This is a genomic window from Streptomyces sp. NPDC053426 (assembly GCF_055585405.1).
Genome location: NZ_JBVJKE010000012.1, coordinates 232628 through 259163 on the forward strand (window position 1 = coordinate 232628; position 26536 = coordinate 259163).

At 67.8% G+C, this 26536-nt stretch carries 21 protein-coding genes and 2 pseudogenes; 4 read left to right on the forward strand and 19 right to left on the reverse strand.

Going from position 1 to position 26536, the window contains the following annotated elements; translation table 11 throughout:
* Complete coding sequence (locus ACZ62B_RS24890; RefSeq protein ID WP_468890344.1) at positions 1-1146, forward strand: hypothetical protein; 1146 nt, start codon at positions 1-3, stop codon at positions 1144-1146.
* A 226-nt stretch (positions 1147-1372) separates the two neighbouring features.
* Positions 1373-2541 (forward strand): annotated as a pseudogene (gene fxlM / locus ACZ62B_RS24895) (methyltransferase, FxLD system).
* Between the two features lie 888 nt (positions 2542-3429).
* Here fxlM and ACZ62B_RS24900 read toward each other — a convergent pair.
* The 14 genes and pseudogenes from ACZ62B_RS24900 to ACZ62B_RS24965 form a co-directional block, all read right to left on the reverse strand.
* Entirely contained in the window at positions 3430-4380 is a 951-nt protein-coding gene (locus ACZ62B_RS24900) for a PfkB family carbohydrate kinase (RefSeq protein WP_469692111.1), read from the reverse strand.
* Between the two features lies 1 nt (position 4381).
* Positions 4382-5590 (reverse strand): methionine adenosyltransferase, encoded by a 1209-nt coding sequence (gene metK / locus ACZ62B_RS24905; RefSeq protein ID WP_469692112.1) that lies wholly within the window; start codon positions 5588-5590, stop codon positions 4382-4384.
* A gap of 15 nt (positions 5591-5605) precedes the next feature.
* The gene (locus ACZ62B_RS24910; protein ID WP_469692114.1) at positions 5606-7189 is read right to left on the reverse strand and encodes an acyl-CoA carboxylase subunit beta; all 1584 of its coding nucleotides are present in this window, start codon (positions 7187-7189) and stop codon (positions 5606-5608) included.
* Between the two features lie 31 nt (positions 7190-7220).
* Positions 7221-7418 (reverse strand): DUF6059 family protein, encoded by a 198-nt coding sequence (locus ACZ62B_RS24915; protein ID WP_365790390.1) that lies wholly within the window; start codon positions 7416-7418, stop codon positions 7221-7223.
* On the reverse strand, positions 7415-8434 hold the full coding sequence (locus ACZ62B_RS24920; RefSeq protein ID WP_469692115.1) for a methyltransferase: 1020 nt from the start codon (positions 8432-8434) through the stop codon (positions 7415-7417). Before ACZ62B_RS24920 ends, ACZ62B_RS24915 begins: the two co-directional genes overlap by 4 nt.
* Positions 8435-8532: 98 nt before the next feature.
* Positions 8533-9471: a methyltransferase gene (locus ACZ62B_RS24925; protein ID WP_469692182.1), complete on the reverse strand. Its 939-nt coding sequence runs from the start codon at positions 9469-9471 to the stop codon at positions 8533-8535.
* A gap of 69 nt (positions 9472-9540) precedes the next feature.
* Positions 9541-10017, reverse strand: a pseudogene (locus tag ACZ62B_RS24930) (SRPBCC family protein); the annotation flags it as partial.
* Between the two features lies 1 nt (position 10018).
* The gene (locus ACZ62B_RS24935; protein ID WP_469692117.1) at positions 10019-10327 is read right to left on the reverse strand and encodes an acyl carrier protein; all 309 of its coding nucleotides are present in this window, start codon (positions 10325-10327) and stop codon (positions 10019-10021) included.
* 13 nt (positions 10328-10340) lie between these two features.
* Positions 10341-11570 (reverse strand): ketosynthase chain-length factor, encoded by a 1230-nt coding sequence (locus ACZ62B_RS24940; protein ID WP_386741957.1) that lies wholly within the window; start codon positions 11568-11570, stop codon positions 10341-10343.
* Entirely contained in the window at positions 11567-12847 is a 1281-nt protein-coding gene (tcmK, locus tag ACZ62B_RS24945) for a tetracenomycin C polyketide synthase ketoacyl synthase alpha subunit TcmK (protein WP_386741955.1), read from the reverse strand. The genes ACZ62B_RS24940 and tcmK overlap by 4 nt, the downstream gene beginning before the upstream one ends.
* 1 nt (position 12848) lies before the next feature.
* Positions 12849-13265 (reverse strand): cupin domain-containing protein, encoded by a 417-nt coding sequence (locus ACZ62B_RS24950; RefSeq protein ID WP_386741953.1) that lies wholly within the window; start codon positions 13263-13265, stop codon positions 12849-12851.
* Positions 13266-13311: 46 nt separating this feature from the next.
* Positions 13312-13641 (reverse strand): TcmI family type II polyketide cyclase, encoded by a 330-nt coding sequence (locus ACZ62B_RS24955; RefSeq protein WP_469692120.1) that lies wholly within the window; start codon positions 13639-13641, stop codon positions 13312-13314.
* Between the two features lie 2 nt (positions 13642-13643).
* Positions 13644-13982 carry an antibiotic biosynthesis monooxygenase family protein gene (locus ACZ62B_RS24960; protein ID WP_386741950.1) on the reverse strand — a complete coding sequence of 113 codons (339 nt, stop codon included), beginning with the start codon at positions 13980-13982 and terminating at the stop codon, positions 13644-13646.
* A gap of 4 nt (positions 13983-13986) precedes the next feature.
* A complete protein-coding gene (locus ACZ62B_RS24965) occupies positions 13987-15705 on the reverse strand; it encodes an FAD-dependent oxidoreductase (RefSeq protein ID WP_469692122.1) in 1719 nt (572 codons plus the stop codon).
* Positions 15706-16202: 497 nt separating this feature from the next.
* On the opposite strand from ACZ62B_RS24965, the gene ACZ62B_RS24970 reads away from it, so the two are divergent.
* Positions 16203-17015 carry a class I SAM-dependent methyltransferase gene (locus ACZ62B_RS24970; RefSeq protein ID WP_386741946.1) on the forward strand — a complete coding sequence of 271 codons (813 nt, stop codon included), beginning with the start codon at positions 16203-16205 and terminating at the stop codon, positions 17013-17015.
* A gap of 112 nt (positions 17016-17127) precedes the next feature.
* On the opposite strand, the gene tcmA is transcribed toward ACZ62B_RS24970, so the two are convergent.
* Positions 17128-18732 (reverse strand): tetracenomycin C efflux MFS transporter, encoded by a 1605-nt coding sequence (gene tcmA / locus ACZ62B_RS24975; RefSeq protein ID WP_469692124.1) that lies wholly within the window; start codon positions 18730-18732, stop codon positions 17128-17130.
* A gap of 136 nt (positions 18733-18868) precedes the next feature.
* Here tcmA and ACZ62B_RS24980 point away from each other — a divergent pair, with 136 nt between their 5' ends.
* The gene (locus ACZ62B_RS24980) at positions 18869-19531 is read left to right on the forward strand and encodes a TetR/AcrR family transcriptional regulator (RefSeq protein WP_469692126.1); all 663 of its coding nucleotides are present in this window, start codon (positions 18869-18871) and stop codon (positions 19529-19531) included.
* A gap of 23 nt (positions 19532-19554) precedes the next feature.
* Here ACZ62B_RS24980 and ACZ62B_RS24985 read toward each other — a convergent pair whose 3' ends face one another.
* The 4 genes from ACZ62B_RS24985 to ACZ62B_RS25000 all read right to left on the reverse strand — a co-directional run bounded on the left by ACZ62B_RS24985 (position 19555) and on the right by ACZ62B_RS25000 (position 26358).
* Positions 19555-20706, reverse strand: a complete 1152-nt coding sequence (locus ACZ62B_RS24985) for a methyltransferase (protein WP_469692128.1) — start codon at positions 20704-20706, stop codon at positions 19555-19557.
* 413 nt (positions 20707-21119) lie between these two features.
* Entirely contained in the window at positions 21120-23048 is a 1929-nt protein-coding gene (locus ACZ62B_RS24990; RefSeq protein ID WP_469692130.1) for a TniQ family protein, read from the reverse strand.
* Positions 23048-24319: an AAA family ATPase gene (locus ACZ62B_RS24995; RefSeq protein ID WP_469692131.1), complete on the reverse strand. Its 1272-nt coding sequence runs from the start codon at positions 24317-24319 to the stop codon at positions 23048-23050. Before ACZ62B_RS24995 ends, ACZ62B_RS24990 begins: the two co-directional genes overlap by 1 nt.
* On the reverse strand, positions 24316-26358 hold the full coding sequence (locus ACZ62B_RS25000; RefSeq protein WP_469692133.1) for a transposase: 2043 nt from the start codon (positions 26356-26358) through the stop codon (positions 24316-24318). Before ACZ62B_RS25000 ends, ACZ62B_RS24995 begins: the two co-directional genes overlap by 4 nt.
* Positions 26359-26536: the final 178 nt, after the last annotated feature.

The window sequence follows — 26536 nt, forward strand, 5'->3', positions numbered from 1 at the left end:
ATGGACGTCAGCCAGATAGCGAAGCGGTTCCCGCTCGTTGCCCGTCCACGTCCAGCGTGCCCGCCCCTCGCTGAACGGGTCCGCGAGATCACCGACCTCGCAGCCGCCGCCGAGCGCGACGGCAACGTGACCTCAGCGACCGTCGCCCTGAACAAGGCGGCGCTGATCGCGAGCGACTGCGGCATGCCGGACCTGGCGCGCACTCTGTGCTGGCGTCACGCCGAGGCCGTCCTGCGTGCCCAACCCCTGGGCGCGCAGGAAGCCCGGTACGCCCTGGAACCCCTGGTCAACCTGGCCCGGTTGCGCATCCGCGACGGCGACGGGCACGGCGCGTACCACCTGCTCGACTCCCTGAACCGAGCAGTCAGAGCGAAGACGGAAGCGGTCATCGACGGCCGCGCCACGTCGTTGCAGCACCTCACGACATCGGCAGCCGACCATGAACAAGTGTGCCAGTGGCTGTGGACCGTCCTTCTCGGCGACGGAACCCGTGCCCTGGTCGCAGCAGGTGAATGGGACCGCGCACGGGCGCACAGCAGGCAGCACAGGGGTGTAGGTCAGCGCCTCTTCGACGGGCGTCAAGTGGAAGTGCTCGTCCGCTGCCTCAGCGAGCAGCCCAGCGATGCGCTGTCGTTCCTGCACACGAGCACCCTGGTGGAGCCATGGGAGCACTCCGTCGCGGCAGCGCTCACCGTCCTTTGCCATAGGGCAGCCGACGAGCACCCGGTCGAGCCGATCAACACGATGATGCAGCACTATTTGGCCCTCGACTCGGCCCCCGAACTTGCCGTCTTCCGCTCCCGTGTAGGACTAGTCCTGCTTGACCTCTCCCCAAAGAACCAACAGGCCGAAGCATTGCGCCGCCTCACCTGCGAAGCGGTGACGCAGGCAGACGGGTACGTCGCACGAGACGTCCTGGCCCACCCTGTGTGCCGCAAAGGGCTGAGCCAGGACGAGCGCAGAACACTCTCCGCCGCCGTTGCCTCTGCCGGCCTCGGACAGGGCACCATCCCCGGACCCCTGGCGCAGGCCCTGCGGGACGCTTCAGCAGTCGCAGCGGATATCTGGGAACGCCACGTCGGCCGCCGAGACAACGCCAAATCGTCGCCATCACCGAGAAACGAAGCATCGAATTCGCCGGGGTAACGCTGACCGGCCGTCCCCAGCTCGCCTTCGCACATTTAGGGCTCGCACGGCTGCAGCGTCGGCTCTTGCCACCGCCGACCACTCAGCAGGATCACTCCCGGACGCCATCGCTCCTCGCGCAACCGCGGGGGCGAGCCGCAGCTTGACCGTGACCTCGCGCCTTGCGCACCAGAAGTGCCCGACGTGCCTGCCCACAGCCCAACGCTGCGGACCCTGGCCTCCTCGAATGGAGACCACCCTGACAGCCAGAACCACCCCCACCAACCCGAACGAGGCTCTGGCCCAGCGGCTCGTCGACAGCGGCCGCCTCCGTAGCCTGGCGGCCATCGATGCCTTCCGGACCACGGACCGGCACGCCTTCCTGCCCGGTGTCGATCTGGAGAGCGCGTACAAGGAGGACACGGTCCCGATCAAGCATGACGAGCACGGGGAGATGATCTCCTGCATCTCTGCGCCGCCCATCGTCGCCACCCAGCTCGAACAGCTCGGCACCCAGCCCGGCCACAAGGTCCTGGAAGCCGGGGCCGCCACCGGCTACAACGCCGCCCTCCTCGGCAAGCTCGTCTCCCCCGGCGGGCAGGTGTGGACCTTCGACGTCAACCAGGACCTCGTCGCCGGCGCCTCGCCGAGGCCGGTGTCGACAACGCCACTGCGGTGATGGCCGACGGCACGGCCGGGATACCCGAACACGCTCCATACGACCGGATCATCTTCACCGTCGGCGCCGGCGATGTCCCCGTGAAGATCCTCGACCAGCTCATTCCCGACGGACGGCTGGTCCTGCCGATACGGATCTGCGGCAGCATCTCCCGGAGCTTCGCCTTCAAGCGTGACGGGCAGACGTGGAAGGCCGTCTCCTGCGAGATGGCCACCTTCATCCCGCTACGCAAGGGCGTCTGCGACGACGTGCAGACCCTGGTGCCGATGGCCGGCGACGGCTACGTGCGCCTGGAGACGTTCAGCGAGCAGGACGTCGACCGCGACGCCCTGCGCACGGTCCTCGACGAGCAGCAGACCAAGATCTACACCGGGGTGAAGTTCCGGCAGGGCTCGGCGTGGGAGTGGCTGTACCTGTATCTGGCCTGCGTGCTGCCCAACGACCCCTCCCGGCTGCTGGACCAGCGCCCCGGGTCCACCCCGCACTTCGGGTGGGGTTCCATGGCCGCCCTCGACGACGGATCGCTCGCGTACCTGACCATCCACGAGGGCGAGCACAACAAGGGCCGGTACTGGGAGGTCGGCGTGATCGGCCACGGCAAGGGCGGCGCCTGCCTCGCCGAGCGCGTCGTGGACGAGAACCGCGCCTGGGACGCCAGCGGCGGCAACGACGCGCGCTTCGTCATCGACAAGCCTTACAGCCGTCTCGTCATCGACTGGCCCGTAGGGGTGAGCTGAGTTGATGGCCTCACGACAGTGCGACTGACGTCCCTAGTTGACACATAACAGCGACAACTGTCACCAAGATCGCCGACGCCGTTCAAGGCCGATCCAGGTCGGCGAGGAACGCGGCGAGTTGGTTGGCGGTGGTACGGTCGATGGCGCGGTAGGTCCAGGTCAACCGAGCGCGTCGTAGGAGGCGCGGTGTGGGACCGGGAAACGGGGCCTGTCCGATCGGGGGCGAGGACCACTAGGTCCTGCGCAAGGAGAAGTGGCAGAGGCGGCTCACCGACGCCGACCGGCGGGCTCTGGACCATGTGAACCCCTACGGCTTCGAGCTACGAGTCCCCGAAAACGCCCTCCGCCCTTGACGAAGACATAGAGGAGCGCCCGCATCGGGGAACCGCGCACGCAGGGACCCAACGCGCCTCTTCGGGCCGGCACTCTCCTGAGTCATGGTCGTCGACCTGGTTCTGGCCGAGCCATCAGCACCTCCGCTTCAGAAGCGCCGAGCGTGCGGCGGACCGGGTAGTGCCCCCACTCGGACCGAGGACCAGATGGGTGGAGCAAGCAAGACGTCCGGGCGAAGTGGGAGAAGGAAGCCGCGGCGTAGGCGCCGCGTGCACGCGCTGGGATTCGGACCAGCACTCCGTCCCTGTCGTTGCCATCAAGGGCAGTCGGCTTGGCGGCCAAGGGAGGGGACTCAGCCTGTGGAGCCTGGCACGCTGGATCGGAGCACTCCCGCGTCCGCGGGCTATTCCGCAGGGACGCAGCACGAGGCCAGCCCTTCTTCGGCCGACCACGACGCGGGGTGCTCCGACCGGCTCCATCACATCGGCGCGGTCCGCTTGTCCACCAGGTGTGATGTACCCGTAACGACTGCAGCCGCAACTGGTGAGGGCGTATCTAAGCGCTGTGTTCGAGGCCCATGGCCTCAGCCAGCACCGTAGGGATCTCTCGCGGAATCTCGTAACTCTGCGCACCCACCTTCGAGACGGCGAGGGCCGCCAATGCCTCTCCCGTCTCTGCGCAGCGCACCGGGTCAATGTTCCTGGCAAGGGCGGCAAGGTAGCCGGCGCGAAATGCGTCCGCGAAGCCTGACGAGTCGGCGACTGTGGTGAGCGGGATGGCGGGGACCTCGGCCGAGGGCTTGTCGGCTCGGTCGATGCGGCAGCCCTCGTCACCGAGGGTCGTCACCCAGGTGCCGACCTTGCAGAGCACCTGAGCAGGGGTCCAGCCAGCTTTTGCGATGAGCAGTTCGCGTTCGGGTTCGCTGGTGAAGAGGTGGTCGGCGTCTTCAACGAGTTCGCGGACGCCAGCGCCGTCGAGCCGGTCCAGTCGGTGGGACGGGGCGGCGAGGAAGCGGATGCCCAGAGAGCGGCAGGCACGGCTGTGGCGCAGCATCGCCGCCGGCTCGTCGGCCCCGATGAGGACCAGGTCGATGCCGCCGTGACGGCGGACGACGTCGACGAGGTCAATGGCGGCGGCCTCGGTCTCCGCGCCGGGGTAGAAGGACATCAACTGGTTGCCGTGCGCGTCGACGGTGCGGAGGATGCGTGCGGTGGGGCGGGAGGTGGACTCCTGGAGGCCCGAGACATCTACTCCCAGTTTCGAGAGCTGTTCGCCGTGGGGCCGGAAATCGGTGCCTACAGCGCCCACCAGCAGCGGGCGGTGCTTCAGGCGGGCCAGGCCGTAGGCGATGTTGGTGGCGGGGCCGCCGTTGCGTATCTCCAGGGTGTCGGCCAGGAAGGACAGGGAGACGTGGTCCAGGTGGTCGGCGAGGAGTTGGTCGGTCATCCGGCCGGGGAAGGTCATCAGGTGGTCGGTTGCAACGGAACCGGTCACGGCGATGCGCATGTCATATCCCGGTTGCGACGCGGAGTGCGTCGACGCGGTCGGTGTGCTCCCAGGTGAAGTCGGGCAGCTCACGGCCGAAGTGGCCGTACGCCGCGGTCTGGGCGTAGATCGGGCGAAGCAGGTCGAGGTCGCGGATGATCGCGGCCGGACGGAGGTCGAAGACCTCGTCGATCGCCTTCTCGATCTTCTCGGGCTCGACCTTGGCGGTGCCGAAGGTCTCCACGAACAGGCCGACCGGCTCGGCCTTGCCGATGGCGTAGGCGACCTGGACCTCGCAGCGGGCGGCGAGGCCGGCGGCCACGACGTTCTTCGCGACCCAGCGCATCGCATACGCCGCGGAGCGGTCGACCTTCGACGGGTCCTTGCCGGAGAAGGCGCCGCCGCCGTGGCGGGCCATGCCGCCGTAGGTGTCGATGATGATCTTGCGGCCGGTCAGACCGGCGTCACCCATCGGACCGCCGATCTCGAAGCGGCCCGTCGGGTTGACCAGGAGACGGTAGTTCTCCGTGTCGATCTTGATGCCGTCCTCGAGGAGCGCCTTCAGCTCCGGCTCGACGACGAACTCCTTGATGTCCGGGGCCAGCAGCGACTCCAGGTCGATGTCGCTCGCGTGCTGCGAGGAGACGACGACGGTGTCCAGCCGGACAGCCTTGTCGCCGTCGTACTCGATGGTGACCTGGGTCTTGCCGTCCGGGCGCAGGTACGGGATGGTGCCGTTCTTGCGGACCTCGGACAGGCGCTTGGACAGGCGGTGCGCCAGGAAGACCGGCAGCGGCATCAGCGTGGGCGTCTCGTCGGAGGCGTAGCCGAACATCAGGCCCTGGTCACCGGCGCCCTGCCGGTCCAGCTCGTCCTCGTCGCCCTCGACCCGGTTCTCGTGCGCCGTGTCGACGCCCTGCGCGATGTCCGGGGACTGGGCGCCGATCGAGACCGAGACACCGCAGGAGGCGCCGTCGAAGCCCTTCTTCGAGGAGTCGTAGCCGATCTCCAGGATCTTGCCGCGGACCAGCGTGGCGATGTCCGCGTACGCCTTGGTCGTGACCTCACCGGCCACGTGCACCAGACCGGTGGTGATCAGCGTTTCGACGGCGACCCGAGAAGTCGGGTCCTCACGCAGAAGCGCATCGAGAATCGTGTCGCTGATCTGGTCAGCGATCTTGTCGGGGTGACCCTCGGTCACGGACTCCGAGGTGAACAGACGACGGGACACGGATTCTTGTTCTCCTTACTGCGGTGGGTTCCCGTGCTTACGCAGGGGCAGGTCGGCATGTTTGGTGCGGAGCATGGACAGCGACTGGATCAGGACCCGGCGAGTCTCCGCCGGGTCGATCACGTCGTCCACCAGGCCACGTTCGGCGGCGAAGTACGGGTGCATCAACTCGGACTGGTACTCCTTGACCATCCGTGCCCGCATGGCGTCCGGGTCGTCCGCGGCGGCGATCTGGCGACGGAAGACGACGTTCGCCGCACCTTCCGCGCCCATGACGGCGATCTCGTTCGTGGGCCAGGCATAGGTGAGGTCGGCGCCGATGGACTGCGAGTCCATCACTATGTACGCGCCGCCGTACGCCTTGCGGAGGACGACCGAAACTCGCGGCACGGTGGCGTTGCAGTACGCGTACAGCAGCTTGGCGCCGTGCCGGATGATGCCGCCGTGTTCCTGGTTCACCCCGGGCAGGAAGCCGGGCACGTCCAGCAGGGTGACCAGGGGGATGTTGAAGGCGTCGCAAGTCTGGACGAACCCGGCTGCCTTCTCGGCCGCTTGGATGTCCAGGGCTCCGGCCAGGGCCGCCGGCTGGTTGGCGACGATGCCCGTCACCTGACCGCCCAGTCTGGTCAGCGCACAGACGATGTTGGGGGCCCAGCGCGCGTGGACCTCCAGGTATTCGCCGTCGTCGACGAGTTGCGCGAGGACGGCCCGCATGTCGTACGACCGGCTGCCGTCCGAGGGGACGAGGTCTATAAGACCGTCGCAGCGCCGGTCGACGGGGTCGGTGCAGTGCGCCTCCGACGGGTGCTCCCGATTGTTCTGCGGCAGAAGCGACAGCAGGTAGCGCACCTCCTCCAGGCAGGTCTCCTCATCGTCATATGCGAAGTGGCACACGCCCGAGGTCTCCGCGTGCACGTCCGCGCCGCCGAGTGCCTCGTGCGTGACCTTCTCACCGGTCACCGCCTGGACGACGTCGGGACCGGTGACGAACATCTGGGACACGCCGCGAGTCATGAACACGAAGTCGGTCAGCGCGGGGCTGTAGGCCGCGCCGCCCGCGCAGGGGCCGAGTACGACGCTGATCTGCGGGATCACGCCGGACGCGCTGGTGTTGCGGCGGAAGATGCCGCCGTATCCGGCCAGTGCAGCAACACCTTCCTGGATGCGGGCGCCCGCCCCGTCGTTCAGTGACACCAGCGGCGCCCCGGCCGCGACCGCCTTGTCCATGATTTTGTGGATCTTCGCCGCGTGCGCTTCGCCCAGCGCACCGCCGAAGATCCGGAAGTCGTGTGCGTAGACGAAAATGGTACGTCCGTGCACGGTGCCCCATCCGGTGATCACTCCATCGGTGTGGGGACGCTTGGCCTCCAGGCCGAATCCGGAGGCGCGGTGTCTGCGCAGCGGCTCCAGCTCGGTGAAAGATCCGTCGTCCAGGAGAAGGTCGACGCGTTCGCGGGCGGTCAGCTTGCCCTTGGTGTGCTGGGTCTCGGTCGCCTTCCGGCCGGGCCCCTGCCGTACCTCCTCCCGAAGTGCGTGAAGTTCGGCGGTCCGGTCCCGCAGGGTGGCTTCGGGGACGTGCTGGGGCACCGGGGCTGTCATGGGTGGACTCCTCGTCGGGCTCTTCGTCGGGTCAGCGGGTCCAGCCCAGCTCGCGCGACAGGATCAGCTCCTGAGGGGTGAGCGCCGTGGGGACGAGCCGTTCCGGATGTCCGGCCGGCGGGACGGGCACGGCCCGCTCCTGCCGGTGAGGGCCGGCGGGCAGGTGCCCGGTCCAGAACGCGCCGAGGCTGAGCAGACCCAGCCAGACGGTCCTGCCGAACCACCTCACTGGGGTTTACGGCCGATGGCGAGGGTGTCGGGTCCGCTCACCGCCGTGGTGCGAATGTCGGTGAATCCGGCGTCGGAGAGCCACTGGACGCACTCGCTGGGGGTGTACTCGCGTCCTTCGTCGGAGGTCAGCAGCATGTTGAGGCTGCCGAGGAGGCTCAGTGCGGCACTGCGCCGGTCGTCGTCGATCATCCGGTCGTAGACGAGGACGACACCGCCCGGGGTGAGCGCCTGGTGGATGCGGGCGATCAGTGCCTCGCGCTGCCGGAGACCGAAGTAGTGGAGGATGTGCCCGACGACGTAGACATCCGCTCGCGGCAGGGCGTCGGTGAAGAAGTCGCCCCCGGCGAAGCGCACGTGGTCCGTCGTCTCCAGGGACTTCATGTGCTCCTGGAAGAAGGGTTCCATCTCGGGCAGGTCGAAACAGGTGGCCTGGAGGTGCGGGTGTGCTCGGTGCAGGTGCGCGGCGAGGTTGCCGCGCGCGCCACCGAGGTCGACGAAGGAGGAGTACTCCGTCCAGTCGAGCGCGCCGGCCAGGCTGTGCCCGACGCCGCCGTTGACGGCGTCCATGGCGCCGAGGAAGCCGCGGGCCGCCTCGGGGTCCGCGTAGCCGCCGAAGAAGCCGCCCTGGCTCGGGACCTGCTTCTCGCCCGTGCGCAGGGCGTCAGTCAGCTGTGCCCAGACGGGGAACAGCTTGGTGTCCGCGAGCCGGGTGTAGCCGCCGACGTATCCGGGCTTGCGCCGGTCCAGGTATCGGTCGGCGGCCGGGCTGTTGCGATACGTCTCCTCGCCCTCCCGCTCCAGGAGTCCAAGCGCCACCAGGGCGTCGAGGAAGTCTCGCGCGCCGCGGGGATGGATGCCCGCCTGGTCGCACAGCTTTCCGAGGGGCAGCGGTTTTTCGGCGAGCAGGGTGAACAGGTCCAGTTCGACCGCGCTGATGAGGGCACGCGATCCGTAGAAGGCCATGGTCAGCTGGAGGATGTCGCCCGGTCCGCGGACTTCCGTGTGCGGTGTCATGGTGTGCTTGCTCTCCTTGAACGTGGGGCTGGCGGTTCCGGCGGGCGGGGTCTGGTGCGTGCCAGACCCCGCGGTTTTCGAATGTCCGGTAGGGAGCCCTAGACGGGGCGGCACTCCAGCGTCGTCCAGGTGTGGGAGGGCGTGTTGACGATGTCGAAGTTCGCCTCGCCCAGCAGCTGCCGCCACTCGGCCAGCACCCGTTCGCGGCCTCCGAAGAGCACCAGCATGTCGATGTCCAGCATCTTGGCGTGGTCCCACTCGTTCTCGGGGGCCATGACCTGGTCGAAGATCAGCAGGCGTGCGTCGTCATCACCGATGGCTTCCCGGACCCGGCGCAGGACAGTCACGGCTCGCTCGTCGGACCAGTTGTGCAGCACGCCCTTGAAGAGGTAGGCGTCGTAGCCGGTGGGGACGGGGTCCGTGAAGAAGTCGCCGGGCAGTACGGTGACGCGGTCGGTGACTCCGGCCTCCTCCAGGACGGGCCCGGCCGACGCGGCCACCCGTGGCAGGTCCATGAGGAGGCCGGTGGCGTGCGGGTGGCGCCTGAGGATCTGGGCGAGGAACCAGCCGTCGCCGCCGCCGAGGTCGGCGATGCGCGAGAAGCGCTCCATGCCCTGGTCGGCGAGTCCGTCGAGGACGAGCCGGCGGCTCCAGTGGGCCATGAACCGCTCGAAGAACTCGCCGGCTTCCGGATTGGCTTCCAGGTGCTCGAAGAACGAGCTTCCGAACACGCGCTGGAAGGCCGGTTCGCCGGTACGCACACTGTGCATGATCTCGTCGTACGGCCGCCTGGTCAGCTCCATGTTGTTGTACTTCACCAGGGGCAGCACACCGTCCGGGTTGCCGGTGCGCAGTCCGTCCGACAGGGGCGTCGGGGAGAAGGTCTTGACGGGCCCCTCGGCGAAGACGCCGGCTGAGGCGGCGCTGCGCAGGATGCGGTAGAGGGAGAGTTCGTGGGTGTCCGTCTCCTTGGCCAGTTCCGCGACATGGCGGGGGCCGTCGGCGAGGAGATCGGCGATCTTCAGCTCGGTCAGCACGTGGACGATCCGGGCAAGGCGTCCGGAAGCTGCCAGCAGGAGCAGTTGCTGGGCGTGGAGTTCGGTGGGGAGGACGGACGCCGCGGTCTCCTGTCCCGCGCGGTGCCTGTCTTCGATGATTTTTTTGATGCGCTCCATGTTCGCCCGGGTCGTCGTGTTGAGGTGAGCGGTCATGTGTGCGTTGTCGAACGGGGCCTCGGGCTTCATGTCGAACTCCTGCACCCACCGCATCTCGGTGCCTCCAGCGACGGCCCGGTAGGTCCAGTGCAGGTTCATGTAGGCGAAGGGCCCGGTCTCGACGCGGTGCGCTCGGACCGTGCGGGATTCCTTGTCGGGCGCACGGTGGGAGACCCACTCCCAGACCTTTCCGCCCGCGTCGGGGCGGGTCTTGAGTCGGAAGTCGAAGCCGTTGTCGTCCTGACGGAGGATCTCCGCCTCGGCGTACTCGGAGAACAGTTCCGGCCATGACTCGATGTCGTTGGTGATGTCCCAGACGAGCTCGAACGGCGCGTTGATGAGGATGGAGTTGTCCGTGCGCGCTGCCATGTCAGGCGACCTCCACGGTCGTCTCGGTGTTGACCAGCTGCAGGGTGTGCCGGGGGGTCTTCAGTTCCTCCTCCGGTATCGACACTCCGAGGTCCTGTTCCAGTTTCGCGGAGATCTCCAGGAGGGCGAGGGAGTCGTATCCGAGGTCCTGGTAGGTGATGTCGAGGATGTCACCGTCCAGGTCTCGTTCGTCGGGGTCTCCTGCGCATTCCCTGATGATCTCGACGAGTCGGGGCAGGCCGATCTGGGGCACGATGAACCTCCGGATGAGTGGTGTGATGCGGTGGTGTGCGCTCAGCGCGGGTGACATGGAGACAGCTTGGTCAGATGCGCCGCTGGACGACCATTGCGGAGTTGAACCCGCCCATACCTCGCGCGACGACCAGGGCGGTGCGCACCTGCAGCTCACGGGGCTGGTGGAGCACCAGGTCGATGTCGAGCCCGGGCGCGGGCACACTGGTGCTGATGGTCGGCGGGATGACGGAGTCCCTGATGGACAGCAGCGCGGTCGCCAGGTCCAGGGCCGCTCCTCCCGCGTAGAGTCGGCCGGTCATCGTCTTGGGTGCGGTGACCGGTACGGCGCCGGGCCCGAAGACGTTGGTGAGGGCTTCCGCCTCCGCCCGGTCGAGGGCCGGCACTCCTGCGGCGTCGGCGTAGACCACGTCGACGTCCTCCGGTGCGACCCGGGCCTCGTCGAGAGCCAGGCGGATGGCCCGGGCCAGCCCGGTGGGCCTGCCTGTGCCGGGGCGGGAGTCGAAGGTGGAAGCGTGCCCGGCGATCGTCCCGTAGACCATGGCGGTGTCTCGCTCGTGTGCGGAGTCCGCCCGCTCGACGACCAGCATGGCTCCGCCCTCGCCGGGCACGTATCCGGCGGCCCGCGCGTCGAATGGCAGATAGGCGTGGTGAGGGTCGGTGGTCTCGCTCAGGAAGCCGCTCGGGATCTGGGCGACCAGGCCCCAGGGGCAGAGGGAGGCTTCGAATCCTCCGGTCAGGGCGGTGTTCAACGTTCCCTTGTGCAGCAGGCGCGCCGCGTGGGCGGCGGCGTCGAGGCCGCCGGCCTGCTCGGTGACGAACACGGAGCTGTGCCCGCGCATGCCGTGGCGGATGGAGATCTGGCCGGTGTTCACCGCGTAGAACCAGGCGAACGACTGGTAGGCGCTGACGCGTTGTGGACCTGTCCCCCAGAGCTTCTGCATCTCGCGCTGGCCGAACTCGAACCCTCCCGCGCCGCCGGCCGTCAGGACGCCGAGGCCGTACTCGTCCTCCTTCTCCGGCTCCAGTCCGGCGTCCGCCAGTGCCCACTCGGCGGCCACCAGGGCGTGTTGGGTCATGCGGTCGGTCTGCGGCAGGAGACGCCCGGGGAGATGGGCGGTGGCGTCGAACGCCAGTACCTCGCCTCCCACTCGGACGGGGTAGCCGTGGGGATCGAATCGCTGGATGACATCGATGCCGCTCTTGCCGGCGAGTGTGGCCGCCCAGTACTCCTCGGTGCCGATGCCGTTGGGTGCCACGATGCCCATGCCGGTGACCACGACGGGGGTCGGCGCGCTCATGAGCTGGTCTCCTTCGGACGGGCGAGCACTGCGGCGCTCTGGAAGCCGCCGAATCCGCTGCCGACGCTGAGCACGGTGTCGACCCGCTGTTCCCTCGCGACGTTCGGCACGTAGTCGAGGTCGCATTCGGGGTCGGGTTCCTCGTAGTTGGCGGTGGGCGGGACCACGCCGTGTTCGATCGCCAGCGCGGAGGCGGCCAGTTCGAGGGATCCGATGGCTCCGAGGGAGTGTCCGATCATGGACTTGATGGAGCTCACGGGCACGTCGTACGCCCGCCGACCGAGGCTGCGTTTGAAGGCGGCCGTCTCGTGCCGGTCATTCTGCCGGGTGCCGGAGCCGTGCGCGTTGATGTAGTGCAGGTCCTCGCCGGTGCGGCGGGCCTGGTTCAGGGCCGCGGTGATGGCTTCCGCCATCTCCCGGCCGTCCGGCTTCAGGCCGGTCATGTGGAAGGCGTTCGACCGCGTGGCGAAGCCGCGGACCTCCGCGTAGGCGTGCGCTCCTCGCCGGCGGGCGGCGCCCAGTTCCTCCAGGACGAAGACCGCCGAGCCCTCCCCGAGCACGAATCCGTCGCGGTTGCGGTCGAAGGGGCGGGAGGCGTGCGCAGGGTCGTCGTTGTTGGCCGATGTCGCCTTGATGGCGTCGAAGCAGGCGACGGTGATGGGCGAGATCGGTGCGTCGGTGGCACCGCAGACGACCACGTCGGCGCGTCCGTCCCGGATGAGCTCCGTGCCGTATCCGACGGCGTCCAGGCCGGAGGTGCACCCGGTCGACACCACCGTCACCGGTCCCTCGGCTCCCACGTCCCAGGCGACCTCTCGGCAGATGGAGGTGGGTATGAAGTAGTCGAAGAGCTGCTCGACGGCGAGCGTGTGGTCGACCAGCCAGTGCGAGCCGCCGTCGCTGACCCGCTCGTACTCGCGGTCGAGGCTGGTGGTGGAGCCGACGGCGGTGCCGATGCTCACCCCGATCCGTTCCGGGTTCACCTCGGCCGGGTCCAGCCCACTGTCCTTCAGTGCGTCACGGGCGCAGACGACGGCGAGCTGCGTGGCCCGGTCGTACGTCGACGCCTGCCGGGGCGACAGCCCCTCGCCGATGGGGTCGAAGTCGATCTCTCCGGCTATCCGGGACCGGAAGGGCGCGGCGTCGAATGTGGAGATGGTCCTGGTGGCGGTGCGTCCGGCGGTCAGCAGGTCCCAGAAGGCCGCGGTTCCGACGCCTCCTGGGGCTCGCACACCGATGCCGGTGATCACCACCCGCTTCTCAGCGTGCTGGTTCATGTCAGCCTCCCACCTTCGGCGGCGCGGAGGCCGGGTGCGGCACGGGCTCGGTGTCGACATGGCCGAGTTCGGGCCTCGGGGCGAGCGGTGAGATCTGGAAGACCACTCGTGCAGATACGTTTCCTCGGTTCTCGATGCGGTGTCGCTGGCCGCGGGTGACGAACAGGGCCTCGTCCTGCTCCAGGCGCACCTCCTCGCCGTTCACCTGGACGACGAGGTTCCCTTCGATCAGGTACAGGTACTTGTCCGAGAACGGGTGATAGTGCTCGGTGATGGACTCCTGGGGTGCCAGCTCGATGTGGCCGAGGAATCCGGAGGTCGTACCCACCGACGACGGCGTCAGCAGGGCGCGGGTGCTCCCCCCTTGCCGGTGACTGGGCGCCACACTGGACATGGCGATCTTGGCGGCGGCTGCCACGGTGTGTTCTCCTTCGTGCTGAGCGATGGTCGCGGATGGCCGGCGGTCAGGAGTCGGGGGCGGTCCAGCTGTAGAACACTTCCGCCTTGGAGTCCTTCAACTCCTTCCAGTCCTGCGCGTACGGGTGGAGGTACTGCCCTACGCGCTCGTTGACCTCCTGGAACAGCGGGTGGCTGCGCGCCTGGTAGAGCCGCTCCATGATGTCGTCGTCGGCTTCGATGAGGTGCATGTACAGATCGTGGAAGCGGAACAGGACCCGTCGCCTGACCCCGATCTCCACCGGCAGTTCCGTCTTGTCGTGCTCGGCAAACGCGGCTGCCACGTGCGATGCGTCCGCCGGGTCCATACGCAGGACCATGAGTGCCCGGTAGGCCATGTTCACGCTCCGTCCGGTGACGCGGCGTCGAAGGAGTGGGTGAGCTCGCAGAAGATCGGCTTCGGCCGGGAGACGGACCGGCAGTAGTCGAAGTGGCTCTGCAGCCGCGGATCGGCGTGCATGGCGCGGAAGTCGGCCTCCGACCGCCACTGGGCGTAGTTGACGACCTGTTCGCCGTCGCGGCTGAGGTGGAAGTTCGCGGAGACGAAACCCGGCATGTGCCGGATCAGGTCCTCGGTCACCTGGACCAGATGGTCGCGCAGTTCCTGCTGCTTCTCTGGGGCGACGGTGAAGACGTTGACGAGGGTGAACAGGTCCGGCGAGAGGGAGATGGTCGCCATGCGGTCAGCCCTCCAGCGCCGTGACGCCGGGCGTGTCGGGGGTTCGCGCCAGGATCCGCTCCACTGCGGACCGCAGCTTCCCGGCGGCGTCCTCCGGCAGGTTTTCGGTCCGCCACGCCACGAAGCCGTCCGGCCGGATCAACAGCGCACCGTTCCGTGTGAGATTCGTGGTGTTGAGGAAGGCCCCGTCGGGATCTGCCAGTTGCCCGTCGCTACCCACAGTGTGGCAGTGCACGGGTACGCCCAGGTCCTGCGTGACCTTGTCGGCCGCGGCCTGCCACTCGCCGCCGCCGGGTCCGGCGAGCAGGACGAACGCGTCCGTGCTGAGGTCGACCGTCGAGATGCGCTCCCCGCCGCGGTTCAGCCAGAGATGGGGCACGCGGTGCCCCGGCCGGCCGGTGAGGTCGTGCTCGGCGGGGATGGGTTCCGGGTAGGCGGCACCGAGAATTGCGTCGGAGGTGTAGCGGTAGCCGGTGGCGACCAGCGTCGACTCGCGCAGCTCGCGGCGCAGTTCCTCGGAGTCGTTGAGCCTCCAGGTGTGGCGGATCCATGCCTGATCGGCGACGGCGGCACCGATCGGCAGGCGCTCCTGCTCATAGGTGTCGAGCAGGGCGTCGCTGGCCGTTCCCTTCAGGACGGCCGCCAGCTTCCATGCCAGGTTGTGGGCGTCCTGGATACCACCGTTCGCTCCGAAGGCACCGGCGGGCGGGTGCACATGAGCGGCGTCCCCGGCCAGGAAGACCCGGCCGCTGCGGTAGGAGCGCGCGCTGTTGTGGGACATCTCCCAGGGCCTGGCCATCTGGACCTCGATCGGAAGGTCCGGGAGCCCGGTTGCGGTCCGGATGATCTGCGCGCAGCGCTCGTCGGTGAACTGCTCGGCCGAGGTCTCCCGGGGGTCGTAGAAGAAGCCGAAGATCCAGCGTTCCTCGTCGAACAGCTGGAGTACGGCCGGCACGTCCGGGAGCTGGAGGACTCCGGGTTCGTCGGGGTTCGGCAGGTAGCAGATGACGAAGCGCCGACCCTTGACCGTGTCCTTCAGGTCTGCCTTGAACAGGACGCTCATGGCGTTGCCGATCGTGCCGTGTCCGGTGCGCGAGATCCCCAGCTTCTCCCGTACGGGGCTGCGCACCCCGTCCGCCGCGATGAGGTATCGGGCGCGGACCGTGCTCTCCTCGCCGGTGGCCTGGTCGACGATCGTGGCCGTGACTCCGCTCTCGTCCGCCGTGAACGCGTCCATACGCGTGTTGAAGTCGATACGGGCCCCACGGCGGACGGCCTCGTCGCGAAGGATCGGCTCCAGCCTGTCTTGCCCGCACCAGTAGGGACGGGTGGGGCTGAGGTGGCCGACGTCGAGCGAAGGCTCCTCGACGGTCACCGCGTTCTCCAGGTCGTGCAGGCCGTTGGCCCGGATGACGACCCAGGGGATCTGGTTCGCCGGCTGACCGAGTTCGCGCCAGCGGGCTCCCTCGATGAGTTTCGGCCCGCGCTCGATCACGGTCTGTTCCAGGCCCACACCACGCAACAGCTCCATCGTGCGGGAGCTGATTCCCGACGCCCGGGTCAGAACCGTGGTTCCCCGGTGCTTCTCCACCAGGCGGCATGAGATCCCGTGCTGACTGAGAAAGAGGGCTGCGGATAGTCCGGTAAGACCTCCGCCGGCTATCAGTACCGGGATTTCTTCAGTGGACAAGGTGCAGCCTTTCAGTCGATCGGATACACGCACACGAGTCGCCCCTGCGTGGGAATCGGTTTCCCCCTCGGGCCGACCAGTGCAGCGCTTCTTGGCTCATCCACATGAACATCTTCCGATCCATCCAGTCAACATCGAACAATCACTCACGATGGGCCGAATAGCTGCAACTGACAACGAGTTAGGCGCCCTGGGAAAAATGAAACGGCATTGATACCCACTAGATTTGTCCGCCAAACGTCAACCTCTCCCCAACGGCTGATAAATTCGAACATGTAATGTGAAACCTTCACCCCTTGGTCCCCCTTTTACCTTGCCAACGAAAGGGTTCAAGCCATCAAAGGCGCTGCACCCCGTAGGCGCATTGATCAGATCGCGCCAAGCGCCGCGCCAATCGCTGTTGCGTTTTGGCGACGAATACCTTGAAGTGTCCCGACTTCTCCCTCCGCAATGTGTCCAGAATCTGCTCCTGTCTGCGCACTCAGGGCGCTCTTGACGCCACGCTGTGTGCACTTGGAGGCTGCTGTTCCATGGGTGAAACGATCCGGCTGGCCGGCGTACACGAGACGCTCCTAGCCACACTTCAGGCCCGCGCTCTGGACAATCAACAACCGGATCCCGTACTGGGAGACGCCACGGCGGAGGAGCTGCTGCGCCGCATCGACTACGACTTCAGCCGCATCAGGACAGCCACCAAGGACGTGCGGATCGTGACGTTCCGTGCCAGCAAGCTCGATGAGTGGGCCAGGGGGTTCCTGACGACCCATCCGAACGCGGTGGTGCTGCATCTCGCGTGCGGCCTGGACAGCCGGCCATTCCGGATGGACCTACCCAACGGTGTCGAGTGGATTGACGTTGATGTATCGGACGTCATCGAGTTGAGAAGCCGGCTCTATCCGGACCGCGACGGTTACCGGATGATCGGAGCATCGGTTACCACGGAGGAGTGGTTGAATTCTGTACCTGGAGACCGGCCGACGCTTGTGGTCGCCGAAGGGCTGACGCCGTATCTCCAGGAAGCCGACGGGGAGGAAATGCTTCGACGGCTCACTCGGCATCTTCCGCAGGGTGCGGTCATGTTTGACGCCGTACTCCCGTGGACTCTCCGATTCGCCAAGTACTCGCAACTCCTGCGGGCCACGGGCGCCACATTTGGCTGGGGTGTCGGAGATCCCCGGTCTCTGGAAAGCAGGATCCCGGGCTTGCGATTCCAGGAGCAGTGGTCGCTGCTCGATTCGCCGCATCTCGCCAGCGCCCGTCCCGTCGAAAGGTTGGTGGGCGCCAGCATGCGCAGCATTCCACAACTCCGCTACGCGCACCGGCTGCTGCGCTACGCCTTCTGATTCAGGGGTTGTTCACCGTTTGGACACCAATGAAACAGCAGTGCCGGCGGGGCCCGTTCGGTCGGACCCCGCCGGCATCACCAACGGGTATTCATGAGGCGTTTCAGGGCTGTCATCCTGTTGAGGCCGGGGCCAGTGCTTTGTCTGGCGCCTTCTCGAGCTTCGCCTTCTTGGTGAGCATGGCGAAGGCGGCTCCCACGAGCGCGACGACGCCAGCCACGGTGAAGGCCAGACCCATTCCCGAGATGAATGAGGAGTGGACGACATCGGAGAGAGTCTCGGCATGCTGGCCGGGCACGGCGTCGGCCGGCGGGGCGACTCCGACCTTGGCCGCGTCTTCCATCGTCGCGGCCTCTTCCGGGCTGAGTCGTGGCAGGTTCGCCTCCGCCCACTTGTCGGGGAAGACGTTGCCGACCCGGGAGGCCATGAGGACGCCGAGTACGGCGGTGCCGAGACTTCCGCCGACCTGCATCGCGGACTGCTGCAGACCGCCGGCCACACCGGCCAGTTCGGCCGGGGCGTTGCTGACGATGACGTCCGTCGTCCCCACCATCACCGGAGCGAGACCAAGGCCCAGCAGCACGAACCAGAGCGAGGTGATCCCCATACCGCTGTCTGCTTCCAGTGTCGACATCCCCCACAAGGAGGCCGCCGTCAGGAGCATGCCCACCACCAGCGGCCCGCGTGGTCCGAACCGACTGATCACGGCACCGGACACTGGAGCACCGACAATCATCATGCCGGTGAGCGGCAGCAGGTGCACACCGCTCTCGACCGGGCTCATGCCATGGACGTTCTGCAGGTAGAACGTAACGAAAAAGAGTCCACCAATGAACGAGAACGCCATCAGCACCATGAGTACGGTTCCCGCAGTCAGCGGCACGGAACGGAACATGGCGAGCGGCATCAGTGGCTCGATGGCCCTGCGCTCACGCAGCGTGAAACCGGCGAAGGCGAGGACGGCGGCGGCCAGGAAGCCCAGCGTCCGCAGATCGCCCCATCCCCAGGCTGGAGCCTTGATCAGGCCCCAGACCAGGCAGAACATGGCTCCGGACAGGAGCACGATGCCGGAGACGTCGAAGGACTTCGGGGCGCGCTCGGCGCGCGCGTCCGTCAGGATGATGAGGCCGACGACGAGCGCGGCGAGGCCGACCGGCACGTTGATGAAGAAGACCGCCTCCCAGCTGACATGCTGGACGAGGAGTCCGCCGACGATCGGCCCGGCAGCAGTCGAGGCGCCGACTACGCCACTCCAGATGCCAATCGCCATGTTGAGCTTGTCGGGCGGGAACGTGACCCGCAGCAGGCCGAGCGCGGACGGCTGCATCAGAGCGCCGAACAGGCCCTGGAGAACGCGGAAGACGACGATCGCCGCGACGCTGTCGGAAAGACCGATGGCCGCCGAAGTGACGGCGAAGCCCGCCACTCCGACCAGGAAGGTCTGGCGGTGTCCGAACCTGTCGCCCAGTTTGCCGGCCGTGATCAGTGAGACCGCGAGTGCCAGCAGATAGCCGTTGGTGATCCATTGCACGTCGGCCAACGAGGCGTGGAGGTCCTGCTGGATGGCGGGGTTGGCGATGGCGACGATGGTGCTGTCCAGAGCCACCATCATCACGCCGACCGCGACCGCAAGAAGCGTCGGCCAGGGACGTCCACGCAGACCGGAAGCAGGAGTTTCCCTGACGCCTGGCGGCTCGTCGTGCGTTGCCGTGCTCATTCAGCGTCCCCCCAACGATTTCCGGCAGGACGGACACGGGTGTGACGAGGAGAACATGACCCGAAGGTAACAGCAGTGAGTGACATTTGACAATGCCAGACAGTTGTCATCGGGTGGCGCGAGGTAGGGTAGCGGGGTGGATACCGCCGAAACCAAGACCTCCAACAGCACCGGCCTGCGGCAACGAAAGCTCCGCCGTACGCGTAATCAGCTGATCCGCGAAGCTCTAGAGCTCTTCCTGGCGCAGGGTTACGAGCACACGACCGTGGAACAGATCACCGAGGCGGTCGAGGTGCATCCGCGTACGTTCTTCCGCCACTTCGCCAGCAAAGAAGAGGTGGCTCTCACACCCATCAGCGCCATCGACGAGGCGTTTCTCGCCGCCCTGGAGGCCCGGCCGGCGGACGAGAATCCGTTGCAGGCCATGAGCGGTGCCTTCCGGGCCGTCCTGGAGCGCGTACGCGACGGTGAACTGGATGGCGGGGACGGTGCGTTGCACATGGCAATGATGCGGCTGGTCGAGCGCACTCCCGAGCTCCTCGCGGAGCATCTGCGCCGCAGCGAGGAGATGGAGGACAAGCTCGCCCGGGTCGTCGCCGCGCGTGAAGGTGTCGATCTAAGCGACGACTTCCGTCCGCGGTTCATCGTGGCAGTGTTCAAGGCATTCGGCCGCGTCGTCACCCGGGACTGGTACCTGCGAGCGGACAGGGATCTGGAAGCCCTGTCTGTGGCGTTCGAGTCCGCTCTGGACTCGCTGCGACCGGAGTTGTTCGGTGACTGGGGTCGCACGGGAGCCTGACGCCCCAGGCTCCCGCTATCACGCTACCGGCGTGTTCCATCGGCGGCGCCTGGACTCACCGCCAGCCTCCACAGCGTGGTCACTTCCGCCTTCCGTGAGGAGTGCAGCGGATCGGCGGGGTCGTGGGCACGGGGGTGCAGCGGCCGGGCGTCAAGGCGCCCCATCACCGTCAGGCCGGCCTGATCGAACAGTTCGGTCAGCTCTGTGCGGGACCGCAGCCCCAGGCGCTCAGCAAGGTCGGAGATGATGAGCCATCCCTCACCGCCGGGTTCCAGATGGGCGGACAGGCCGTCGAGGAAGCCGCGGAGCATCCGGCTTCCCGGGTCGTACACCGCGTGTTCGAGCGGCGTCCGGGCCCGGCCCGGAAGCCACGGAGGGTTGCAGACGATCAGGGATGCCCGGCCGCCGGGGAAAAGATCGGCCTGCTGGATGTCCACGGTGGATGACAGGCCCAGCCGGTCGATGTTCTCTCGCGCGCAGACGAGCGCACGTGTGTCCAGGTCCGTGGCCACCACCCGCCGAACGCCGCGCCGGGCCAAGACTGCGGCGAGAACCCCCGAGCCGGTGCCGATGTCGAATGCCGTGCCCTGTGGCGGCAGCGGTGCCTCGGCCACTAGATCGACGTACTCGCCACGCACCGGGGAGAACACACCGTAGTGCGGCGTGATCGACTCGCCGAGCGCCGGCACGTGGACTCCCTTCTTGCGCCATTCGCCGGCCCCAAGGACACCCTGAAGCTCGCGCAGTGACATGACATAAGGTTCGCGGCACTGCCCGTACGCCTGCTCGCAAGCCAGTCGCACGTCCGGGGCTCGGCGCAGGGGGATCACATGCCCCGCTTCGACCGGCAAGAGCAGCATGCCCAGGATTCGTGCACGTCTCGACTGCGCCTGACGGTACAAATGGAAGCTCTGCTCCGGTGACGCCCCCGGCTTCGGCGGTTTACGGTCGACGCGGCGCGCCATCGCCCCCAGCAGTTGACGGGCGTTGTGGAAGTCACCGCGCCATAACAGCGAGGTTCCCTCGCACGCCAGGCGGAACGCGGTGTCGGCGTTCATCCGGTCATCGGCCACCAGCACCTGTTTTGGTGGCGGCGCGCCGCTCTCCGACCGCCACAGGGCGCACCGCTCCGCTCCCGAACTATCCAACCAGCAAACGGTCTGTTCCTTGTTCACCTCTTCATCATCCCCCGCGCCACTGCTGGCCTTCGACCGGGCCATGGCACCCACCAGCCGACGTCGCGGTGGCGGACGTCCCCCAGGGTCTCCCAGCGAACCGTCTTCCGCCGGTTCGGCCCTTCCTGGTGCCGGTACGCGCTATCGGGGTAAACACCACCGCAGTGGTTCTGGCCGTCCCTTCTCCAGCTCTCGCCCCAGTTAGACGAACTATTGTTCGCTCACGGGTATCGACTTCGGCCACTCCAAGGCGGCCGAACTGCCGCCAGGCATGGCGCCGATCCACTGACCGCACCGTGCTACCGGACGAAGGCGCCGCGGACGGTCGTAGCGGCAGCGCGTCACGGCTCAGCCCGACGTCACCTCGGCCGAGCTCGATCGTCAGCGACCCCCGCGCGGGGTTGGCATCCGTCTCATCTCACCTCGCCTACTGTGCTCCGGTCATCTGAAGCTGTCGAAGGGGCCTGCCCAAAGGTACCGGGGGCCGCGGAGTCGCATTGCACGGCGAGGCGAGCGGCATACAGGACGAGTCGGCGGCGAAGTTCAAGGCGTCCGGCCTTCTGGTTGGCTGGGGTGAGGAACTGGGCAACCTGGTCGACCAGCAGCTTCCTGTCCTGGCTGGAAAGCGCAAGAAGAGGGCAGTTGAGATGCTCGGACTGGGTGACCTCAACCCAGACGAGAACCGTGGCAAAGTCAGGCTCTTGCCGCGCCAGACGGCCGAGCTTGGGTATCCCGCTGCACAGCTTGGGCCAATCGCGCGGCGGCATCCGCCAGGTTGCCATGGCGCGACGCCGTCGTGCGTAGTTGACCCGGTCGGGGCTGCTGTCGAGCTCGGCAGCGATCCCTTCGACGCCGGCTTCGAACTCTTCCCACAGGCTGCTGGGCATCGCCCTGGCGAGTACGGCGAGCGTCCCGTCAGCCGAGCCCCGCGGCATACCCAGCGACTCGGCGCACTCGGCCCACGTGCCGCCCGCGGTCATCTCCATCAGCTTCAAAGACGCCGCTCGCCGCACGTGACGCACAGTTCCGATGTTGACCTGCAGCATGTGGTCGATGAGGTGAGCGAGATGGTCGTCGAACCAGGCTTGCGGCAGCAACTGCGGGACCTCCCCGGGGCTGAAGGCACAGTCCCGTGAGGGAACGCGCAGGCGACCCGGGCCGCGGCTGCTGCCGCCGGCGTGGAAGACCTGACGCCGCCGGACCAGGGAGCGGGCCAGGGACGCGGAAACCTGCGTGCCTCGCAGGATCTGGTAGGCACGCTTCGAATGTCGCTCGTAGGCCGCCTGTACCAGTGGCTGGACACGTTCTCGCAGCAACGACGGCTCGCAATCGCCGAGAAGCGTGTCAGCAGCAAGGAGCAGGGCCCCGCACGTGGCCGGGTCACTCGGGGCCGGCCGCAGGTCCGCCATCCGCAGGTACGTGCTGGTGGTGGCCAAGGGGCCATCCAGGATCGCGGTGATCGGTGCGGCGTGGGCGTCGATGAGAGCGGCTGTCGCGTGTGTGGGCAAAAGATCGGCGCCAGCAGGCCAGCTGAGCTTGATCAACTGGGCGGCGAGGATGAGATCGGGGAAGGGATCACCCGGCTCTCCCGCGGCAGGTTCGGCAGGGTCTGGTGCGAGCCGACGGTCCAGGCGTTCCTGCAAGCCGATCAGGCGCGCTCGCTCCGCCGCGGACAGGTGGCTACCGCTGACCTGAGGAGCCGCGTCCAGCCGGGCCCCGCAGACGTCCCTGCGTTTCCCAGCAGCGCGTTGCTCCGACGTCGGGTTGCGGCACTGCAGAGGGTGGAGGTCATCGCGCTGTGGTTCCCGGACCAGGCTGCCACGATTTTGCGACGCCCCGCCCAGCACATTTCCGCATCTCAGGCAGACCACTTCCAACAGGCGGTGATGCAGGGGGCAGGCGAAGACCACCGGCAGGTGCCAGCTCAGCTTCCAGGGCCCGCCGAAGGCGGACTGGACGGGGCTGCGGTCACCGCTCAGGCACTCGGGGCAGTACCGGCTGCTGGCGTTGAAGGCCCAGTACTCCCGCTGAGCGACCATGTTGATCTTGGAGTGGACCTCGGCGTTCGCCAGCGGCGGGTAGGTGCTCGCGTAGCGGCGGAGGGTGAGGTCATTGGCTTCCGCTCGGGACAGCCGAGTGGCGGCGGCGAACGTGGTAGCGATGTCGTCGGGCAGGCCGATCAGGTGGTAGGCCGGTGGCCGGCGCTCGTACGCGGCCAGCCCGCACAAATGGGCGATCCGGCCGGGGGATCGGCCCAGGCGTCGAGCAAGCCGCAGGAGAAGGCTGGGGAGCGACTCCTCCGGCAATGGCGCGAGACTGCGCGCGAGCGGTGGCGGTGTCATCACGCGCCTCCCGCGATTCCGGCCGTCGGGCCGGCGTCGTCGAAGACGCTGTTGCGGCCCAGCCGCTTCCTCTTCTTCGAGTCGGGCACCTCCGGGATGCGAGGCTGCTCGCCCGATTCGGCGTCCAGGTCGGGCAGGTCGGTGGGGCTGACCGTGCACCGCTGGAGCAGGTCGATCGTCAGCTGCTCCGCCTTGGTCTCGATGGCGTGGCGGCAGCCGGTCTGGATGAGCTTCTCCAGCAAGCCGACCACGCCGTTCGTGCGGCGGAACAGGTACTCCGGCATGTCGCCCGCGGTGAGCATGCCGTCGGTGTCGTTCAACAGCCGAAGACAGCCCTCCAGCCCTCTCAGGTGGGCTGTCCAAGCAGCGATCTGTTCTGGCGTGTCGTATCCGAACGGGTCGAGATCGATCAGCTCGAAGCGCCGTTCATGCTGGGTGGCGGCATGGCCGTTGGGACTCCGGCCCCGATCCCTGACCGGCGGGAAGACCCACTGCTTGGTGACGGGGTCGCGCCGACCATCCCGCAGCAGCCCGGAGGTGGGGATGCCGACGCCGACCAGGATCAAGGTCACCGGCATGCTCATCATCTCGCGGATCAGGTCCAGCACGTCCTGGTCCGCCTCGCGGTGGAGCTTGAGCCGCGTGATGTCGTCGATGACCAGCGCCTTGGTGGCATGGTCGATGATCGCGGCGTTCACCGTGCGGACCAGATCCTCAAGCCGCATCCCCTTGTAGTCCTCGCCGTAGAAGTCCAGGATGCGCTGGCAGGTGGAGATCGGGGTGGCCTTGACCGGGCAGCGTACGTACGCCACCGGGGCGTGGAGGTCGCGTGTGCCGGGCATTGCGTCCGGGTTGATCTGCTGATGCAGCGCCAGCCACTCGTCCTCGAAGGCGGCCACTGCCTCGCAGACGGTCTCCGTCTTTCCTTGGGCGCCGCCGCCGTTGACCATCACCCCGGTACGGGTGCCCGCCTTGTGGCTGAAGGCTCCGTCTTCGATCCGGGTGCGCACCAGCCACGCCACGTCCTCGCTCATCGGAGTGGCCTGGACCGGCAGGCTGCTGTGGGTCGCCAGGCGGTGAAGGTTGTAGATCCGGCGCTGACGCGGGGTCATGCGGGCGTACTCGCCGGCGGACATCACGGGTGCCGGGATAAAGGTGCCGCGGGACGTCCGCCACCGCTGCCAGCTGACGTACCGGGTGCGGTCCAGCGGCGGCCCCGGCAGGAATGAGGCCGCACCCGCCCACGGCGGCGTACTTCCGGTTGCGCTCACAGTCCCCCCTCAATGTCCTCGCGCTCGTCTTCGTCCGACAAAGCCAGAAGGCTGCGTTCACGCAGCCGCTGCCCGAGCGCCGGAGGCGGGGCGGGGCGCTCAGGCACCGCCTTCTCCCTCCGGCGGCGACGCTCGTCGTCCACCGCCGCCTGCCCCTGCTGGGCCCGCTCCCGCCATCGCAGCGGCACGACGTTGTCCCCTTCCTCGGGTTTCACCGACCTGTCGGCGACGGTTTCGGTGGCGCCCGGCGGGCGGTCGGCCGCCGCAGCCGCCACCTGGGCCATCTCGCGTGCATGCTCGATGCGCTGGCTCTTGGTAAGCCGGGTCGGCCACTGCTCGACGGGGACGTTGCCGCCGATCAGCTCCAGCAGCAGCGGCAGCAGTTCCGCGTCCGACTTCGGGGCAAGACCGCGAATCCGGACTTCGCGCATCACCTCGCGCACCCGTGCGTCGCTGAACGCGGGGACCTCACCCTCGCTGGGCAGGCCCGTCCAGCGCAGGGTGTGCCAGTCGTGGGTGCGCGGGTCCTGGAAGAACACGAAGCGCGGGTCGCGGGAATCCCGGTGGAAGACGTACCTGTTCTTGGCTACGCCGCCGCGGCGCGAGGGTGTGAAGCGGTACTCGTCCAGCGCGTCGCCGTTGTACCAGAGGTTCTTGATCTTCACGCCGCGCTTGCCGTGGATCATCACGCGGTGGGCCGGCAGCAGCTGGTAGTACAGCTCAGGGCGAGGGATCTGCAGGGCGAAGCCGCCCTGGGCCATCGACGCCGCGAAGAGGCTGTTCGGGCTGTGGTCACCACCGGGGTCCCAGCTCGGCGCGTACGACCCGAATCGCCTGTTCTGCCACACACGGACGATCCAGGTGGCGATCACGTGCTCCATCTCGGCGACGGTCAGCACCGCATCGCCCTCCGGGTCCACGCCACGGTCGGCGGCGTCCACCCCCTGGTAGCCGGGAAGGATCCGGAACAGCAGGGACTGGATGGCCCCGAAGGCCCGCTCCACGGCCTGCTTGTCGGTCGGGCGGAGAACCCGGGCCGGGCGTATGTTCGCCCCGATCACCCGCTGGACCTCGATCAGGTGATGGTTCTTGTAGACCGATCCGTGGTCGGTGGTGACGGTCTCGGGAGCAAAGAACGGCAGGCCCGCAGTCTTGTGCCCGGCAAAATCGGCCACCAGCGTCGCTGGGACGCCCGGGTAGGCCCACTCCATTGCCTCGCCCCAGTCCGGCCGCATCGGCAGCGGCATCATCACGTCGCGCAGGACCATGGCCACGTCGACCGACGTGTCCGAGACCAGGGTGAGCCGGAACGCCACGATCGAATGCGTGTACACGTCCAGGGCCAACGTCAGATGAACAGACACGGGTTCACCGAAGACGTCCTCGCGGACCTTGACCGGCAGAATCGTGGTGTCGAGCGCCACCACCTGGCCCGGACGGTGCACCACGACGTGCTTGCCGGTGGCCACTTCCTGGGCGCGGGCGGCCGAGCGCGCGTACCGCTGCCGTGCCCCCGTGGAGCCGAACCACTCCTGCCAGACCACCCGCAGCGTCTGGTAGCTGGGCACGGGCTCGTCCGGCCCGAACGTCTCCCGGACGTACTGATGGATCAGGCGCTCGCGGTCCTTCGCGCTGAGCTTGGAGCGGTGCAGCGTCTCCGCGCGGACCGCGAACAGCGCCTCCCGCACGTTCGGTGAGATCCGGCGCCCGGTCGCCTCGCGAAGCCATCGGTCGTCGGCGACGCCCACCGGTCCGAACCGGCGGCGGTCCATGTCCCAGCGGATCAGCGTCCGGTAGCCAACCTGTTTCAGGCCGAGTGCGGCGGCCTCCTCGGGGTTCTCCGCAGCGGCCCGGCGCAGTTCCTCCGCCTTGGCCTGCCTGCGCTGCGTCAACGTCGTGGTGTCCGGGTCGTACTGCTGGCGTGGTTCTCCCGGCGCGGCGAGCAGCGGGTCACCGCTGCGGTAGCCGGTTTCCACCTCGTTCAGGTGTGCCAATCGCAGCAGGGTCAACTGCTGCTTTTCGGGCGGCAGGTCGGTCATCGCCTTCGGCTGCCGCCCTCGGCTCGCGGCTGGCAGGTCCTTACGGGTTCGGGTGGACGGCCGGCAACCGGGGTGGTGCATCAGTTGCCGTACCGAGGTGTGCCACGCAGGGCCCTCGGACGGCACGAGGACCACCTTGCCGACCTGCGGCTCGAACCTCTCCACCGTCCACTCGGCG